Origin of the sequence: Pararhizobium sp. A13, assembly GCF_040126305.1 — a bacterium.
Lineage (GTDB): Bacteria > Pseudomonadota > Alphaproteobacteria > Rhizobiales > Rhizobiaceae > Pararhizobium.
In genome coordinates this window covers 436,538-453,500 of record NZ_CP149511.1, presented here as the reverse complement: position 1 = coordinate 453,500, position 16,963 = coordinate 436,538, and the positions used below count along the sequence as shown (strand labels likewise).

At 59.8% G+C, this 16,963-nt stretch carries 16 protein-coding genes; 5 read left to right on the top strand and 11 right to left on the bottom strand.

Annotation, left to right across the window (positions count from 1 at the left end; translation table 11 throughout):
* Nucleotides 1-13: 13 nt before the first annotated feature.
* From WI754_RS23655 to WI754_RS23630, 6 genes are all read right to left on the bottom strand, one after another.
* Nucleotides 14-232: a hypothetical protein gene (locus WI754_RS23655; protein ID WP_341487726.1), complete on the bottom strand. Its 219-nt coding sequence runs from the start codon at nt 230-232 to the stop codon at nt 14-16.
* Entirely contained in the window at nt 229-1,101 is an 873-nt protein-coding gene (gene ccoP, locus WI754_RS23650; protein WP_341487725.1) for a cytochrome-c oxidase, cbb3-type subunit III, read from the bottom strand. Before ccoP ends, WI754_RS23655 begins: the two co-directional genes overlap by 4 nt.
* A gap of 4 nt (nt 1,102-1,105) precedes the next feature.
* Nucleotides 1,106-1,276 (bottom strand): cbb3-type cytochrome c oxidase subunit 3, encoded by a 171-nt coding sequence (locus WI754_RS23645; protein ID WP_341487981.1) that lies wholly within the window; start codon nt 1,274-1,276, stop codon nt 1,106-1,108.
* A gap of 4 nt (nt 1,277-1,280) precedes the next feature.
* A complete protein-coding gene (gene ccoO / locus WI754_RS23640) occupies nt 1,281-2,012 on the bottom strand; it encodes a cytochrome-c oxidase, cbb3-type subunit II (RefSeq protein ID WP_341487724.1) in 732 nt (243 codons plus the stop codon).
* Nucleotides 2,013-2,018: 6 nt separating this feature from the next.
* Nucleotides 2,019-3,677 (bottom strand): cytochrome-c oxidase, cbb3-type subunit I, encoded by a 1,659-nt coding sequence (gene ccoN / locus WI754_RS23635; RefSeq protein ID WP_341487723.1) that lies wholly within the window; start codon nt 3,675-3,677, stop codon nt 2,019-2,021.
* A gap of 649 nt (nt 3,678-4,326) precedes the next feature.
* Nucleotides 4,327-5,388 (bottom strand): LacI family DNA-binding transcriptional regulator, encoded by a 1,062-nt coding sequence (locus tag WI754_RS23630; RefSeq protein ID WP_341487722.1) that lies wholly within the window; start codon nt 5,386-5,388, stop codon nt 4,327-4,329.
* A gap of 244 nt (nt 5,389-5,632) precedes the next feature.
* On the opposite strand from WI754_RS23630, the gene WI754_RS23625 reads away from it, so the two are divergent.
* From WI754_RS23625 to WI754_RS23605, 5 genes are all read left to right on the top strand, one after another.
* A complete protein-coding gene (locus tag WI754_RS23625) occupies nt 5,633-6,610 on the top strand; it encodes an autoinducer 2 ABC transporter substrate-binding protein (protein ID WP_341487721.1) in 978 nt (325 codons plus the stop codon).
* Nucleotides 6,611-6,692: 82 nt separating this feature from the next.
* Entirely contained in the window at nt 6,693-8,207 is a 1,515-nt protein-coding gene (locus tag WI754_RS23620) for a sugar ABC transporter ATP-binding protein (RefSeq protein WP_341487720.1), read from the top strand.
* Nucleotides 8,200-9,201 (top strand): ABC transporter permease, encoded by a 1,002-nt coding sequence (locus tag WI754_RS23615; protein ID WP_341487719.1) that lies wholly within the window; start codon nt 8,200-8,202, stop codon nt 9,199-9,201. Before WI754_RS23620 ends, WI754_RS23615 begins: the two co-directional genes overlap by 8 nt.
* Nucleotides 9,198-10,193: an ABC transporter permease gene (locus WI754_RS23610; RefSeq protein WP_341487718.1), complete on the top strand. Its 996-nt coding sequence runs from the start codon at nt 9,198-9,200 to the stop codon at nt 10,191-10,193. The genes WI754_RS23615 and WI754_RS23610 overlap by 4 nt, the downstream gene beginning before the upstream one ends.
* A gap of 5 nt (nt 10,194-10,198) precedes the next feature.
* The gene (locus WI754_RS23605) at nt 10,199-11,047 is read left to right on the top strand and encodes a sugar phosphate isomerase/epimerase family protein (protein ID WP_341487717.1); all 849 of its coding nucleotides are present in this window, start codon (nt 10,199-10,201) and stop codon (nt 11,045-11,047) included.
* Nucleotides 11,048-11,186: 139 nt separating this feature from the next.
* Here the strand turns inward: WI754_RS23605 and WI754_RS23600 are convergent, their stop codons facing one another.
* The 5 genes from WI754_RS23600 to WI754_RS23580 form a co-directional block, all read right to left on the bottom strand.
* Entirely contained in the window at nt 11,187-12,818 is a 1,632-nt protein-coding gene (locus tag WI754_RS23600; protein WP_341487716.1) for an FGGY-family carbohydrate kinase, read from the bottom strand.
* 2 nt (nt 12,819-12,820) lie between these two features.
* Entirely contained in the window at nt 12,821-13,549 is a 729-nt protein-coding gene (locus tag WI754_RS23595; protein ID WP_341487715.1) for an SDR family oxidoreductase, read from the bottom strand.
* 30 nt (nt 13,550-13,579) lie between these two features.
* Entirely contained in the window at nt 13,580-14,839 is a 1,260-nt protein-coding gene (locus WI754_RS23590; RefSeq protein ID WP_341487714.1) for a sugar ABC transporter permease, read from the bottom strand.
* Complete coding sequence (locus WI754_RS23585; protein ID WP_341487713.1) at nt 14,836-15,657, bottom strand: ATP-binding cassette domain-containing protein; 822 nt, start codon at nt 15,655-15,657, stop codon at nt 14,836-14,838. Before WI754_RS23585 ends, WI754_RS23590 begins: the two co-directional genes overlap by 4 nt.
* 86 nt (nt 15,658-15,743) lie before the next feature.
* A complete protein-coding gene (locus WI754_RS23580; protein WP_341487712.1) occupies nt 15,744-16,802 on the bottom strand; it encodes a sugar ABC transporter substrate-binding protein in 1,059 nt (352 codons plus the stop codon).
* Nucleotides 16,803-16,963: the final 161 nt, after the last annotated feature.

Sequence of the window (16,963 nt, the reverse complement as noted above, 5' to 3'; positions counted from 1 at the left end):
CTTGTCTCCCTTGTCAGCAAGCGGGTTGCGCCGCCTGAAATTTCACAGTTTCACCACTGCCATTTGCGGGCAGAACGCAATCCGGCTGCGACGCGACCGCTACATAGACCAGATGCGCATTGGCGCCGGCAAAGAGCAGCACTCCGGCAGCGGCGATCGCTATCGCCACGCGCCTCCACCTGACCGGGCGCGGCCCGCAGGCCACCGCCTTCCCGTCGTGTGCACTGCTCATGGCGCCTCGCCTCCGAGCGTGTGAACGTAGGCGGTCAGCACCTTGATATCCAATGGTGACAGCCTTCCACCCCAAAACGGCATATGTCCCTGCCGCCCGGCATAGATCGTCGTATAGATCGACTGCCGGTCGCGGCCGTATATCCAGTGGCTGTCCGTCAGGTCGGGTGCGCCGACATCGGCCTTGCCCTTGCCATCCTCGCCATGACAGGCCACGCAATTGGCCGCGAAGACCTCGCGACCCGCCCTGATCGTCTCGGCATCGCCCCTTTCCGGTGCCGAAAGGGACTCCACATAGCTTACCACCTCGTTGATCTTCTCGCGATCGAGGATCTCGTCGCGACCGAAGGCGAGCATCTGCGAAACGCGCGTGTCCTCGTTTGTCGAATTGATGCCGACACGGACCGTCTCCGCGATCGTTTCCGGATTGCCACCCCAGAGCCAAGCCTTTGCCGTAAGATCGGGAAAGCCGGGCCCGCCGGTCGCATTGATGCCATGGCAGGCAGCGCAATTGTCGCGGAAAAGAGCTTGGCCGGTCTCACGCACTTTGGCCATCAGCGCGTCATCTGCCTCTATCTCGGAGAAACTCGCCGTCATGATCTTGTCCGTCCATTGGGCACGCGCCGCCGTCGCGCTGTCGACCTGCCGCGCCACAACCTCGCGCTGATCGGCGCCGAGCAGGCCCTTGGTATAGGTCCAGCCGAGCGGCCAGGCCGGCATCAATATCCAGTAGATGCCGGCAAACAGCATGCCTGCCGCCAGGAAATACAGGACAACCCGCGGCACCGGCGTATCGAGTTCCTCGATGCCGTTCCATTCGTGTCCCGTGGTCATGCGTCCGGTGACGGGATCGAGCTTTTCCGAAGCCATCAGTTCAACTCCATGGCTTGTCGTCCTTGTCGAGAATGCTGTTCTTCGCGCGATCGAAACGCGTCCGGTTGGAAGGCCACAGCGCGTAGACCATCACCCCGACGGCCATCGCGATCAGGTAGAACAGCCCCCAGCTCTTGGCGAAGGCAACGATCGCGTCATGATCGAGGGTCATCATCCTAATTCTCCGCCGAGGCAGTCTGCCGTCTCGCAGCATCCGTCAGTTTGCCGAGCACCTGCAGATAGGCGACGATCGCATCCATTTCGGTGACGCGACCCGCATCGCCATCGAAGGCCCGAACGTGTGTCGCTTCGCCATAACGCTCGGCGACGCCGCTCGCCCTGTCGCTGTCCGGGCTCGCCTGCCCGAAGGCGTCGGAGGTCGCATTTTCGATCATCTCCTGGGTATAGGGCACGCCGACCGCTTGCTGTGCCGCCAGATGCTCGCCGAGATCGTCTATTTTCAAGGCATTGCGCTGCAGCCAGCCATATTTCGGCATTACCGATTCGGGCGCAACGTCGCGCGGATTGATAAGGTGCGCGACATGCCAGTCATCGGAATACTTTTCTCCGAGCCGTGCCAGGTCCGGCCCGGTACGCTTCGACCCCCACAACATCGGATGATCGTACTTGGATTCGACCGCCAGTGAATAGGGACCGTAGCGTTCGACCTCGTCGCGTAGGGTGCGGATCATCTGCGAGTGGCAGGCATAACAGCCTTCGCGGATGTAGATGTTGCGGCCAGCCAGTTCGAGCGGCGTGTAGACGCGCATGTCCGGCGCATCCTCCACCGTTTCGTGGATCGTAAACAGCGGGGCGATTTCGACGAAGCCGCCGATCGCAGAGACGCCGATAATGGCGAGCACGAAGCCGACGGCGCTGCGCTCAAGTTTGCGGTGGAATTCAGCCATGACCGATCACTCCCCCGGCTGAGCCGCGCGCGCCGACGCAACGAGCGGTATATCCGGTTCGCTCTCGCTTTCCGCCAGCGCTGTGCGGGCGGTACGAATCGTCATCAAGACATTGTACAATCCTGCGGTCGCACCAAACAGGTATAGCAGGCCGCCGAAGGCGCGCGCGATATAGTAAGGATGCATGGCAGATACGGAATCGATGAAGGAATAGGCGAGCGTACCGCTCTCGTTATAGGTGCGCCACATCAGGCCCTGGATGATGCCCGAATTCCACATGGCAAAGACGTAGACGATGGTCCCGGCCAACGCCAGCCAGAAGTGCACTTCGACGAGTTTCGGCGAATACATGGTCTCCCGCTTCCACATCCAGGGCACGAGCGCATAGATCGATCCGAAGGAGATCATTGCCACCCAGCCGAGCGCACCGGCATGGACATGGCCGACAGTCCAATCCGTGTAGTGGGACAGTGAATTGACCGCGCGGATCGCCATGAACGAACCCTCGAAGGTTGCGAGGCCGTAAAAGACCGCGGCAACCATCATGAAACGCAGCGTCGCGTCGTCGCGCACCTTGTGCCAGGCGCCATTGAGCGTCGCAAGCGCGTTGCCGGCCGACGCCCAGGACGGCACCAGAAGCACCAGTGAGAACGTCATGCCGAGCGTCTGAACCCATTGCGGCAGCGCCGTATAGTGAAGGTGGTGCGATCCCGCCCACATATACATAAAGGTGATGCCCCAGAAGCTGATGATCGACAGCCGGTAGGAGAAGATCGGCCGGCCGGCGCGCTTCGGGAGATAGTAATACATCATGCCGAGAAAGCCGGCCGTCAGGAAGAACGCGACCGCATTGTGCCCGTACCACCACTGCGTCATCGCGTCCTGCACACCGGAGAACAGAGAATAACTCTTGGCATGTCCGAACGATACCGGCACGGCGAGGTTGTTGACGATATGCAGCACCGCCACGACCAGAATGAAGGCCATGTAATACCAGTTGGCGACGTAGATATGCGGCTCTTTCCGTCGCGCCAGCGTGCGGATGTAGATGAGGAAATAGACCACCCAGACGATGACCAGCCAGATGTCGGCATACCATTCCGGTTCAGCATATTCCTTGGACTGGGTGACGCCGATCAGGTAGCCGCTTGCCGCGACAAGACAGAAGAGATTGTAGCCAATCAGCACAAACCAGGGGCTAAGCTGGTCCGGCAACCGCGCCCGCGAGGTACGCTGCAGAACATGGAAAGAGGTGGCGATCAGCGCATTGCCCCCGAAACCGAAGATGACGCCTGAGGTATGGACGGGACGCAGCCGCCCAAAGCTCGCCCAGGCCGCGTCGAAGGTCAGGTCCGGCCAGGCGAGCAGCGCCGCGACCCAGACACCGACGAACATGCCGATAACCGCCCAGATCATCGCCAACACGATGCCCGCCTTAGTGGGATCGTCGTAATAGCGCTCCAGCCGCTTTGGGTTCGGTGTGGGAGCATAGAAATCCGACATGACGATGAACGCCATCCCGATACTGAAAACGAGAACGATGAAGCCTTGGACGCCGAGTAGATCAGAGCGTCCAACGACGCCCATGGTCAGGCCCACCAGGCTGAGCACCAGGAGTATGACCAGGGCCAAGCGCCGTTCGGTCATTGTCAGGCTCGAAACCATTGCTTCCCTCCCCTGTCCCAAAGCAACTGCCAACGACGTCGAGAAACCCGGTGTAACTGCTGTACGATCAATAACCTACAGGCACGTGCCGCTACAGCGGCGGGTCGGTCAGCAAGGTCCTCCCACAGACACATACTTTTCTCGCAGGAGAGAAAAGAACCGACGAAGCCCACCATATGGCATTTTATTTTCTACCGCCAGCTGGTCGTAATGCGACAAAAGTGCGGTGTCGCGGACCAGCATCTCAACCTCCAGATGTTTCAACCACCTCCCTCTTCGGCAGGACAACGCCAGGGGACCGTCCCTGACGACGGTCTTTGAAGCGCACCCGCAGGTCGATTGGCGCGAAGGCGAACACGCAAGTCCAGCTGCTTTCGAGCGACCATCAATCATCTTGCCCGCTTCTGCATGTTCATCGCTGAAAAAGGGACGCAGCAGATGGGCGCGCGTCTGCGCCAAGTGCTTGGTTCGATCCAGCGACGACCCGTCAAGGTAGAACGACAGGTCTCCCAAAGTCGCCCTATGACCGCCTCATACCGCGACCGCTGCCGGGTTGACGACGGCTACACGTGGCTTCGCCGGCCCATCATTCTGTCAAGCCCAGTGTCAATGCATCGCTGCATCGCCAAGGGCTTTCGCAACTGCGGCATCAAACGTCGATATCCCTGATCGAATCGAGAGGACCTTCCAGTGCCGTACGCGGATGAACCAATTCCGGTTGTATCAAGTGAATTTTGACCGCCGGCCGGCTTTCCTCGATGAGCTCGAATGCCTTGGCGAGCATACTCTCGGTATCCTGCCGGATCATGATGACCGGAAAGGGCAGGAATGAACCGAAGGGGTCATAGTCATAACAACCAACGACAATGTCCGCGAAGGTCTCATGGGGGTGCCGTGCCATGAAGCGGAGCAGGCCCTCGAAGTTGATCGACGAGTTGATGAACAGCCCGCGCGGCAGTTTCCCCTGCCGCTCGTAGAAGACCTCGAAGGCCTTTTGTGTCATGTTCGGCGAATAGCCGGTCGGCTGGATGCAGGCATCCATGTCCGCGCCGAGCAATTCCGTCTTGATATCGCGGAAGCCTCTGATGCGCTCGCTGCTGGCGTGGTCGTTGCGGCCGCCGAACAGGAAAAGCTCTTCCGGCTTCAAAGGGTCGGAGGCATCAAAACGCTGGATGATCGCCTCCGTCAGCATCCGGGCTCCCTGGTAGTTGTCACTGATGACCGATGGCGCCTTAGTCCCTGGCAGATCAATATTGATGTGACGGATGCCAGCCGCCTCGCAAAGAATATGAACGCTATCCGGATCGGTTGCGCCGGCGATAAAAAGCTCATCGATGGAATAGGAAATCAAGGTTTCAACGGTCGACAGCTCTTCCTGGGGGTCACGGCAGGCGCTCACGACGATCGGGCATTTGCCGTGACTGCGCACCTGCGCCTCGAAAGTCTGCGCCATGGACGAAAAGTAGCGGTTATCGTGCACTGGTAGCAGCAAGCCGACCAATCCTGAACGGGACTTGCGCAGCCCCCGGGCCTGCAGGTTGGCGGTGTATTGGTGCTGTTCGGCGAGGTTCTGAATGAGTTCCGCCGTGCTTTCCTTGATACGTCGCTTGCGCCAGGTGCCGTTCAGGACGGCGCTGACAGTCGAGGCGGAGCAGCCGGACAGGATCGAAAGATCATAGATCGTCGCCTTTTTTTTCCCCTGTTGCTTCATCCCATCCTCCAGCCGTTTCCTTAGTGCCAATTTCCCCTTGACGAAAGTTTAAATCCAAAACATATTATTTGCACCATCGATTGTGCAAGAAAGAAATATCGATTGTGCATGTCGAGGTCCGCTTGAGGAGGCGGTATCTGGAGGATGCGATACCCGCGTCTGGCTGGACTGAATGGACAGGGACCGCCAGCCGGGTGGCTCGGGAGTGTTTCCCTGTGCGGAAACGTTTGGAGGAGGATTTAGCATGAGAAGATTTCTAATCGCGGCTCTTGCCGCGTCGTTGTCGCTTGGCGTTTCATTTGCAGCGCTTGCTGCTGACAAGGTCGGCGTTGTCGTCAAGATCGGCGGCATTCCGTGGTTCAACGCGATGGAGGTCGGCATCAAGTCGCAGGGCGAGAAACTCGGTCTCGACGCCTTCATGGTTGGGCCGACCAGCGCCGATCCGGCCCTTCAGGTTCGTGCAATCGAAGATTTGATCGCACAGGGCGTCAAAGTCATCGGCGTCGTACCGAACGACGCAAAAGTTCTCGAGCCGGTCCTGACGAAAGCCAAGGACCAGGGCATCATCGTTATTACGCACGAGTCACCTGGCCAGAAAGGCGCTGACTGGAATTTCGAACTGGCCTCTTCCACCGGTTTCGGCGAAGCCCATGCCAAGCTTTTGGCAGAGAAAATGGGCGGCAAGGGTGAATATGCCGTGTTCGTCGGCTCGCTCACCGTTCCGCTGCACAACGCCTGGGCCGATGCGGCTATCGCCTATATCAAGGCGAACTATCCCGACATGAAGCTGGTTGGCGAACGCTACGGCGTGGCTGAAGACGTCGATAAGAGCAGGTCGACCGCGCTCGATCTTATCTCTGCCCATCCCGACCTTAAGGGCTTCCTGGCATTCGGCAGCCAGGGACCGATTGGGGCCGGCCGCGCCGTCGAAGAACGCCGCAAGACCGGAGAGATTTTCGTGCTCGGCCCGTTCTCACCAGGACAGGGACAGAAGCTGATCAAGTCGGACGCCATTTCCGGCGGGTTCATGTGGAATCCGAAACAGGCCGGCGAGGTTTTTGTTACCCTGGCCGACCGTCTGATCAAGGGCGGTTCGGTGAAGGATGGTGACGAGATCGAAGGTCTGGGTGTCGTCAAGCCGGTCGGCAATGACATCATTGTCGATCAACTACTGCCGATCAACAAGGACACTGTGGACGAACTCGCAGGTATGGGCCTGTAAACGTCCGCAGAACGCGTTCTCCCGGGCTGCTGGGTCGGCTTCGGCCGGCTCGGCGGTGCCCAGGAATATACAGGTTGATACAATGATCGAACGAGCAAGCTTGGACGGCGGTCAAACACCGCTTCTGTCCCTGCGCAACATCAACATGACCTTCGGCGGCGTCAAGGCGCTGAAGAACGTCAGCTTCGACGTTCTGCCGGGGGAAGTGCATTGTCTGGCGGGCGAAAATGGCTCTGGTAAAAGCACGCTGATCAAGATCATCACCGGCGTCTATCGCGCTCAATCCGGTGCCGTCATCGAGTACGACGGGCAGACCTATTCGCACATGTCGCCAGTTACGGCGCAGGCCGCTGGCATCCAGGTCATTTGGCAGGACCTTGCCCTGTTTCCGGAAATGACCGTTGCCGAGAACATCGCCTTTCAGACCGTGCTTGGCCGCTGGCCGCGCTTCGTCAACTATAACGATATGCGCGAAACGGCGATGAAGGCTCTGGCCCGGCTCGGCGTCACGCTTGATGTCGATCTTCCGCTCAAGGACTATGCGATTGCCAAGCGCCAGATCGTGGCGATCGCACGCGCCCTTATAGGGGAAGCGAAGCTCGTCTTCATGGACGAGCCAACCGCCTCGCTGACCCAATCGGAAACCGACCATCTGCTCGATATCGTGCGCACACTTTCGGCATCAGGCGTTGCAGTCGTGTTCGTCAGTCACCGTTTGGCCGAGGTGCTGGAGATTTCGAGCCGGTTGACAGTCTTGAGGGACGGCGCGCTTGTCGGCGTCTATCCGACAACCGGCATGACCCAGTCGCGCATCACCGAGCTGATGACCGGCAAGACCTTTGACCAGGCGATCCGTGTCCGCGACATCAGCCGCAATCCGTTGGTGCTGGAGGTCGAGGGGCTCTCCCGCCCCGGCCAGTTCGAGGATATTTCCTTTAGCGTGCGGCGCGGTGAGACGCTGGGCATTACCGGCCTGCTCGGCGCCGGGCGCACCGAACTCGCGCTGTCCCTGTTTGGCATGCTAAAACCGACAGCCGGCACAATCCGGCTTGAAGGCAAGCAGGTGCGTTTTTCCTCCAATCGCGACGCCGTCTCAGCCGGCATCGCCTATCTCTCCGAGGACCGGCTGTCGCTCGGCCTCATCCAGCCGCAATCGATCGCAGACAATCTGGTGATCGCGTCGCTTGACCGCATCATGTCCGGAGGGCTGTTGTCCGACAGCTGCAAACAAGACTTGGTTGCCCGATGGATCGCCGATCTCGGCGTCAAGATCGGCAAGCAGAACGATGCGATTTCGACCCTTTCGGGCGGTAACCAACAGCGCGTCGCCATCGCCAAGTGGCTGGCGACCGATCCGAAACTGCTCATTCTCGATGCCCCGACCGTCGGCGTCGATGTCGGCGCGCGCGCCGGCATCTTCGATATCGTCGCCAAACTCGCCGACAGCGGTCTTGCGATCATCCTGATCTCCGACGAGGTGCCGGAGGTCTATTTTCATGCGGACCGCGTGCTGCATATGGCAAAGGGTCGTATCGCCAACTGCTTCACGCCGCGTGACTGCGCGCTTCACGACATCGAGGCTGCCGTCTATGCGTAAGGCCATTCAATCCCATGCGACGGAATTTGCTCTGCTCGCGGTCATCGCCATCATCAGCCTGTTCTTGTCGATAATCACCGACCGTTTTTTCTCGCTCGGAAACGCGTTCGATTTGCTCAATATCAGCTCCGTCAATATCATTTTCGCCGTCGGCCTCCTCGTCGTGCTGATCGCCGGAGGTATAGACATCTCCTTCGCGGTCGCTGCCTCCGTGGTTCAATACGTCACGGCCATCCTGCTCGGATGGATGGGCGGCGGCAGCTGGATGAGCGGTTTGATCATCGCCGGCGGGCTCGGAATTCTGCTGGGCGCTATCAACGCGTTCCTTATTCATAAATTCCGGATCATTTCGATCGTGGCGACCATTGCCACTTTCAACATTTTCTTCGGGCTGTTGATGTTTTTCACGCGCGGCGTGTCGATCTACAATCTGCCAGATTGGCTGACCACCCGCGTTATCCTGTTCGAGCATGAGATGGCGGACGGGAGCTGGATCGAGATTACCCTGCCGGTGCTGGTCATGTTCATTTGCGTCGTCGCCACCTGGCTGTTTATTACCCGAACGACCACAGGACGGCAGCTCTATGCTTTCGGCGATAACCCAGAAGGGGCGCGTCGTTTCGGAATCAATACAGGCGCGATGCAGTTCATCGCCTTCGGCTGGCTTGGTCTGATGGCCGGTATCGCAGGTTTGATTCAGGCCCATTATGCACAGGAGGTCGTTCCCAACGCGTTATACGGCCGCGAGTTGGACGTGCTTGCCGCCGTAGTGCTCGGCGGTGCGCGTCTTGGCGGCGGAAAGGGCTCCGTGCTCGGCTGCGTGCTGGGCGTGCTGCTCATCTCCATCACCCAAAACGGGCTCAACCTAGCGGGTGTCTCGCCCTTCGCCTTCAAGATGATCGTGGGCGCCATTATCCTGGTCGCCATCACCCTTTCGAATACCAACATAGAAAAGCTGCTGCCATTCATGCGCCAGGACGGAGGCCGCAAGTGACCGCAATCGTCAACCGCACCAGAGCTTTCCTCGGGCCGGAAATGGCCGGGCCGGGATTTGCCCTGTTTGCTGTCCTGCTGTTCTTCAGTCTGGCTTCGCCACAGTTCCTAAGCCGGGCCACCTTCGGCTCGGTCGCTTTCCAACTGCCTGAACTGGGACTTCTGACACTTGCCATGCTGCTGCCGGTGCTGACCGGCGGCCTCAATCTTGCCATTACCTTCACCGCCAATATCGCCGGCCTGACTGTAGCGTGGGTGCTGCAGCAGAACGGCGGCGTGGATGCAGGACCGTTCGCCTTCCTTCTCGGCTGCGTGCTGGGCATCGGCGTCGGGGCTCTCAGCGGCGTGGTGATGGGACTGGTGATTGCCTACACCCGCGCGCATCCTATCCTGGTGTCGCTATCGATGATGATCTTCCTGCGCGGGCTTGGTGAGTTTTTGACGCGTGGCGGCGATGTTTCGGGTTTTCCGGCTTTCCTTCAGCCGCTCGGCCATGGCAGTATCCTCGGTTTTCCGGTTCCGCTTATCATCTTCGTCGGCTGCGTGGCGATCTGGCATTTGCTGCTCACCCGGATGAAGCTTGGCTTCAACACCTACATGATCGGCTCGAACATCGAGGCGGCGCGCTATTCGGGGGTCAATACGCGCAAGGTTCTGGTGCTGGTCTATACGCTGTCGGGCGCCATGTGCGCGATCGCCGGCATCATCATGCTTGCCCGGTTCAATTCCGTGCGCGTCGGCCATGGCGAATCCTATTTGCTGATCACCGTGCTTGCCTGCTTCCTCGGCGGCGTCAATCCATTTGGCGGTTTCGGCCGAGTCATTCCCGTCTTCGTCGCGCTCGTTGTTCTGCAGCTTCTGGCATCCGGTCTCAACCTCATGGGTGCCAACCAGCATCTGGCGACGGCGGTCTGGGGCATCCTCCTCATCGGCGTGATGATCCTGCGCTTTGCCGCCGGGCACCTCAAATTTCTCAAACGGAAAAAGGGATAACACACATGGAAGGTTTTGGGGTTCATACCAGCATGTGGACCATGAATTGGGATCGCGCCGGGGCGGAAAAGGCGATAGCCGCGGCCGTCAAGTACGAGATGGATTTCATCGAGATTGCGCTCCTCAATGCTCCAGCCGTCGATGCCGTGCATACCAGGGCTCTCCTGGAAAAGCACAAGCTGCGTGCTGTTTGTTCGCTTGGCCTGCCGGAAAGCGCATGGGCCTCCGTTCGTCCCGACGCCGCGATTGAACACCTGAAGGTTGCCATCGACAAGACCGCGGAAATGGGCGCGGAGGCGCTCTCAGGCGTGATCTTCGGAGGGATCGGCGAGCGCACTGGCGTCCCGCCGACGCAAGGCGAATACGATAATATCGCGCGCGCCCTGCAGGCGGCCGCCAAACATGCCAAGTCGAAGGGTATCGAACTCGGCGTCGAGGCGGTAAACCGCTACGAAAATCATCTCATCAACACCGCCCGCCAGGCGGTGGACATGATTGAGCGTGTCGGTGCCGAGAATATTTTCGTTCATCTCGACACCTATCACATGAATATCGAGGAGAAGGGTGCCGCCAACGGCATTCTCGATGCACGCGATCACCTGAGATACATCCATCTTTCGGAAAGCGATCGCGGCACACCGGGCTACGGCAACATCCCTTGGAATGAGATCTACGCGGCACTCGCGGCCATCGGCTTCAAGGGCGGGCTGGCGATGGAAAGCTTCATCAACATGCCGCCCCAAGTGGCCTATGGCCTTGCAGTCTGGCGTCCCGTGGCGAAGGACGAGGCGGAAGTGATGGGCAATGGCCTGCCTTTCCTACGCAACAAGGCCCGGCAATACGGGCTGATTTGAACGTCAGGCGGTTTCCTTTGGCGGCGGGGCGGAGGGAGTGGTTTCCCGAACAAACGCTTGGCGACCGCAGATCAGGTGCCCGCCCAATCAGGATCCGGTGTCCCAGCCTCGTCACGATTCAACACAAAAAAAGGCCGTCTTATTTGTGCGATGACTCAGCTCGGATCTCCCGCGCGACGGATTGCAATTTCTCGAACACGCGATATCGCGCCTGATGCGCCGCCTCGATGGCACCTCCTGCAGGCGTGTACACCCGCGAGATAGTCGACATCGCCACCATGGCGTCTGCCAGCGTCGAGTAGCGGCCTGCCGCCACTGCCGCCAGCATGGCCGAACCCAGCAACACGGGCTCGGCGGTATCCGCGAACGTGACGGGCACATTGGTCGTGTCAGCCAGAAGCTGGCGGACAAGATCGCTTTGCGCGGCGCCTCCACTTGCGACAATCAGCTCAATCGGAATTCCCTCGTCAGCGAGCTTTACAAGCAGCTGTCTCAGCCCATAGCCGATACCGCACAGCCCGGCGACATAGAAAGACACCAAATCGGAAATGCTTGCATCAAGACTAAGTCCCGCGATGATCGCCCGGGCATCGGGATCGGCGTGGGGAGACCGGTTTCCAAGGAATTCGGGGACCACGTGGATGGATCCTGCGATCGTGACCGCGTCCTCAAGGCCTGCACACATCTTCGTGGCCTCGCCTTCGAGCCAGGCGACCAGCGACAGTCCGGCCGCTTCGGCTTGAAGGCACGCCGGCGACGATGCGGGATGCATGGCCACGAGATGATCGATTGCGGCTCCGGCTGCCGATTGCCCGCCTTCGTTCAACCAGAGGCCAGGGACCATGGCGGAATAGTATGGCCCCCACACACCCTCAACGAAGATAGGTTCTTTGCTTGACGCCATCGAACAGGCCGATGTTCCAAAAATATACGCCAATCTGCGTCCGATGTCGGCGCTGACGCCGGCGATGGCGCCTCCCAGCGTTCCGATGCCGCCTGCATGGGCATCGATCAGGGCCGCCCCGACAGCCGTTCCCGGTTTGAGGCCCAGGTCCGTTGCAGCCGCCTCGGTCAGGCCGCGACCAAGCGTCGTCCCAGGTTCGACGATGTCGGTGCCAATTCTGGCAAATCCGTTCACAACGAACTCGCCAAGACCAATCCTCTCGAAATAGTCCCTATCCCAACGGCTTTCGTGCGCAAGGTAGGTCCATTTGCACGTCACCGTGCAATTCGAACGGCTCAACGAGCCCGTCGCGCGCCAGGTTAGATAGTCGGCGAGATCGAAAAAGTGGCCGGCGGCGGCAAAGGACTCCGGCATGTTACGCTTCAACCAAAGCAGTTTCGGCGTCTCCATTTCCGGAGAAATCCGTCCCCCGACGTATTTCAGAACTCCATGATTTCCCGCATTGATTTCGGCCGCTTCGCCCGCCGCCCGATGATCCATCCAGACCATGATATTGCGGTTCGGGTCCCCGGATGGACCGACCGCCACGGGCGAGCCATCCGCCTTGACGACGACCAGCGAGCAGGTCGCGTCAAAGCCGAGACCGGCCATATCGCCGATCGCGACGCCCGCCTCGCCGACCGCCTCCCTGACGCTGTCACAGACCGCTCGCCAGATCTGCTCGCTGGACTGCTCCACGATGCTACCGGCCTCATGCCAGATCGTGATCGGTCGCTTTGCTGACGCTAAAAGGCCGCCGCGCTCGTCAAAAACCCCTGCCCGTGCGCTGCCTGTACCAACGTCGATACCGATGAAGAAACGTGCCATCGTCAAAGGTCCGTGCTGAGCGGCAGGATGACGAGATCGCGGATTGTGACGTTTCGGGGCCGCGTCAGCATGAACAGCACGGCTTCCGCCACCTCGGTCGCCTCCATCAACCCGCCCGAAGCAATAGCCTCGTCGAGCTTTTCCTGAGGCCAATCGCTGATGAGTGCAGTGACGACAGGCCCTGGCGCAACCGCGCCGACGCGAATGCCGTGCTTTGCGACCTGTCGCCTGACCGTATGAACGAAAGCCTGGACCGCGTGTTTGGATGCGGTGTAGATCGGCTCCCAGACCACCGGAACCAGGCCGGCGATTGAGCTTGTCATGATGATATCGCCCGTCTTCCTCTCAACCATGTGTGGCAGTACCGCTTGCACGGACCTGAAGGCAGCGCTGATGTTGAGGTTCAGCATCCGGTCCCAGGCATCAGGATCACCATCCACGACGTCCCCACCGATGTAGGAACCCGCATTTGCATGGAAGATATCGAGTTTTCCGAACCTCTCCAAGATGCGGGGCATCATCGTCGAGACACTTGGTGGTTTGGCAAGATCGACGACCAAGGGAAAGGCTTGCGGACCCAAATCCGAACACACGGTCTTCAGGGTCTCCTCGGCTTTGTCGATGAGGGCGACGCTTGCACCCTCCCGCAATAGCAATTTGGCGCATTCAAGGCCGATCCCCGAGGCGGCTCCGGTAATCGCTGCAACCTTGCCAGAAAGTTCCTGTCTCATAAAAATCCTTACGTAGCGATTGTCGTTGTATCAGGCGCGACCGTGGGAAGCCCGCGACCGGCGCGCCAGAGAGTCGACGATGACAGCTATGGCGAGAACGGCGCCGGTGATCATGTAACGAAGCGACGACGACAGATCGAGCAACGTCAGCCCGTTGGCAATCGACTGGATGACGATGATCCCGAGCAACGCGGAATATGCGTTGCCGCGACCGCCGAAGAGGCTTGTTCCGCCGATCACGGCTGCCGCTATGGCATTCAGATTGACGTCGCCGGTTCCCGCCTGTTGACTTGCGGATGCGAGGCGCGCCGCAGCCAGGACGCCACCGAGAGCGGCGAGCATCGAGCAGAGCACGAAGGCGCTGGTGTAGATCCACCGGACGTTGATGCCAGCGCGACGCGCGGCCTCGCGGTTGCCGCCAACGGCGGTCATCGAACGCCCCCACTGCGTGCGCGTCAGCGCGTAATTCATGACCATCACCAGTCCGACGAAGAGACCGAACATCCACGGGATCCCGCGATCCTGGTTGAGATAAAGGACGATGAATTCCAGAAGAATTGTGATAGCCGCAACGCGACCAATGATGCTCCCGAGCGAAGGTGCGGAAAGGTTGGCCTCGCGGCGGCGATTGATCGTGCGACTGCTCGTCACCAAAAGGATGATGCCCGGCATTGCCGCAAGAACATGGGCCATAGGACGCGGCATGACCAGCATCTGGCCAAAGTTCACGAGAGCGGAACCGTAGGGCAGATTGATCGAACCGGTGGAGCCGAGAATATAGAGTTGCATGCCCAGAACGGCGAGTAGACCCGAAAGTGTCGAAACGAAACTCGGCATACCCAGGCGATTGAAAAGCAGCGCGTAGATAGAGCCGATCACTCCACCGAAGGTCACGGCCGCAAGGATGGCAAGCGCGACCGGCCAGCCCTGGTTGACCCAAAGCGTGCCGACCATTGCCGAGGCGAAACCGCTGATCGAGCCGACGGAAAGGTCAATCTCGCCAACCATCAGCACACAGACGATGCCGAGCGCAATCACGCCCACGGTGGAGCAGTCGAAAAGCAGGTTGACAAGATTGTTGCTGGACAGGAAGACCGGATTGAGGCTGGCGAAAACAGTCCAGATCAACAGAAGCCCGACGACGACCGGCAATGACCCGAGATCACCTGACCTTACGCGATCGATAAAGGCACGGAACCCGCCGCCAAAGCCGGCCTCATGTTTCAGACGGATGTCGCCGCGATCCAACATCATCGCAACGCCTGCGGTTTCCTTGGTCGTTCCGGTCATACCTGTCCCCCCTCGGAGATTTGCTGGTGCGTATTTCGGCGTCCGGCTCGTCGGGAGACCGAATTGTCTGCTGCGCCCGTGATCGCTCCGACGAGCTCATGATTTGATGCGTCAGGTGTGAAGACCCCGTTGTTGCGGCCAAGCCTCAGCACGACGATGCGATCGGCAACAGCGCGAACGTCTTCCATGTTGTGGCTGATCATGATCACCCCGAGGCCACGGTCGCGAACCCGTTCGATCAGGTTCAGCACCTCAGCCGTCTGCGCCACGCCGAGCGCCGCCGTGGGCTCGTCCAGAAGGATAAGCTTTGGCTCGAGCAGCAACGAGCGGGCAATCGCGACGGTCTGGCGCTGTCCACCGGAAAGCGAAGCGATCGGAATACGCACGCTCGGGATGCGCGCCGAAAGCTCGTTCAGTAGCTTCCAGGACCGGACTTCCATGGCCGTTTCGTCAAGCTGAAACCTGTTGAGCTCCCGACCGAGAAAGATATTGGCAACCACGTCCAGATTCTCGCAGAGCGCAAGGTCCTGGAACACCGTCGCAATGCCGAGACTGAGCGCCGCGCTCGGGTCTGTCAGCGTCACAGGCTTGCCGCAGAAGGTAATGGTGCCGGACGTCGGCTGATGCACTCCGGCGAGCGTCTTGACGAGGGTCGATTTTCCGGCGCCGTTATCGCCGATAAGCGCAACCACTTCGCCCGCATGCACATCGAGATCGATGTTGGTCAGTGCCGAAACGGCGCCGAAATTCTTGGAAATACCGCGCAGGCTGAGCACCAGCTCACCCGACGGGTCTGTGTGGTTCAAAGTGTCAGTCATGCGTGGCAAGCCTTTCGATTTGACCGGTTGCAATAGGAACCCTCCAGCCGCGCAAGAGACGACCAGAGGGTTGCGTTCAAAACCGATCAGCCGCCAATTCCGAGCGCCTTGCAGCCATCTGCATAACGATCGACGCAGAGCTCCTCAGCCTTGAGGATGTTCTTGTCGATGATCTCGGCTTTCAGGTTCTCGGCGGTGACGACGGCCGGGGTGAAAAGCTGCGAGGGCGTGTCGTACAACGTCATTTCAGCCTTCGGCGTCTTTCCGGCAAGCAGTTCCATCGCGACGTTGGCGGCGGCTGCCGCAACGATCTCACTTGGCTTCGAGATCGTGTTGTACTGGTCGCCGGCGATGATCAGCTGAAGTGCTGCGATCGTTGCGTCGTTGCCGGTAACCGGCGGAACTGGATCCACGCCGGCGGCCTTGAGAGCGGCGATTGCACCGCCGCCGGTGCCGTCGTTCGCAGCTACGATGCCGACGATTTTCCTGCCGAAGCGCGTGACCTGGCCGCTCGCCCATTGCTGCGCCTTCGGCGGAGCCCATTCCGGAGTGTCGTATTCGGCAAGGATTTCATACCCGCTGTTGTCAAGACCAGCGTGGATGCCTTTCCTGATCAATCCGGCCGCAGCGTCGGTGGGCGAACCGTTGATCTGGAGCACCCCGCCGTCAGCCGAAGATACGCCCTTTGCCTTCAGGTGCTCTACAAGAGAATCCGCGATCGCCTTGCCGATACCTTCATTGTTGAAGGAAACGTAGAAGTCGGCCTTGGCATCCGGGATGGGACGGTCATAGGCAATCACCTTTACGCCTTGGGCCTGTGCTTGCTTGACGAGCGATGCTGCGGCAGTCGAATCGACCGGATCAAGCACAATCACCTTGGCGCCCTGAGACATCACCGCGTTGAACTGCTGCTGCTGGCGCGAGGCGTCGGCACCGGCGTTCTGGTAGAGCACCTTGCAGTCGGCGCAGAGCCTTTTCATTTCTGCGGCAAAGCCCGGATAGTCGTGCTCCTCGTAACGGGTGGAGGCCTGGTCAGGCATCAGGAATGCGACCGTTGAGCCGGACTGTGCGAAGGCGGAAGCACCGCCGAGAAGGCCGGCGACAAGCGTGGCCGCTCCGATCATTTTCATTGCAAATTGTGTCATTGGGTTTTCTCCATTTTCAATGGCTATGACGTTTGTTAAGTTCCCGCTCGATTGCTCAAGCTCAAGAGGTATCGCTGCATGCACGGGCGTGACCGTCTCGACCTCGAGATACCGGTGTTCAGGACAAGCGATCTCACGCACGGAATCGCTGTTGCGATCCG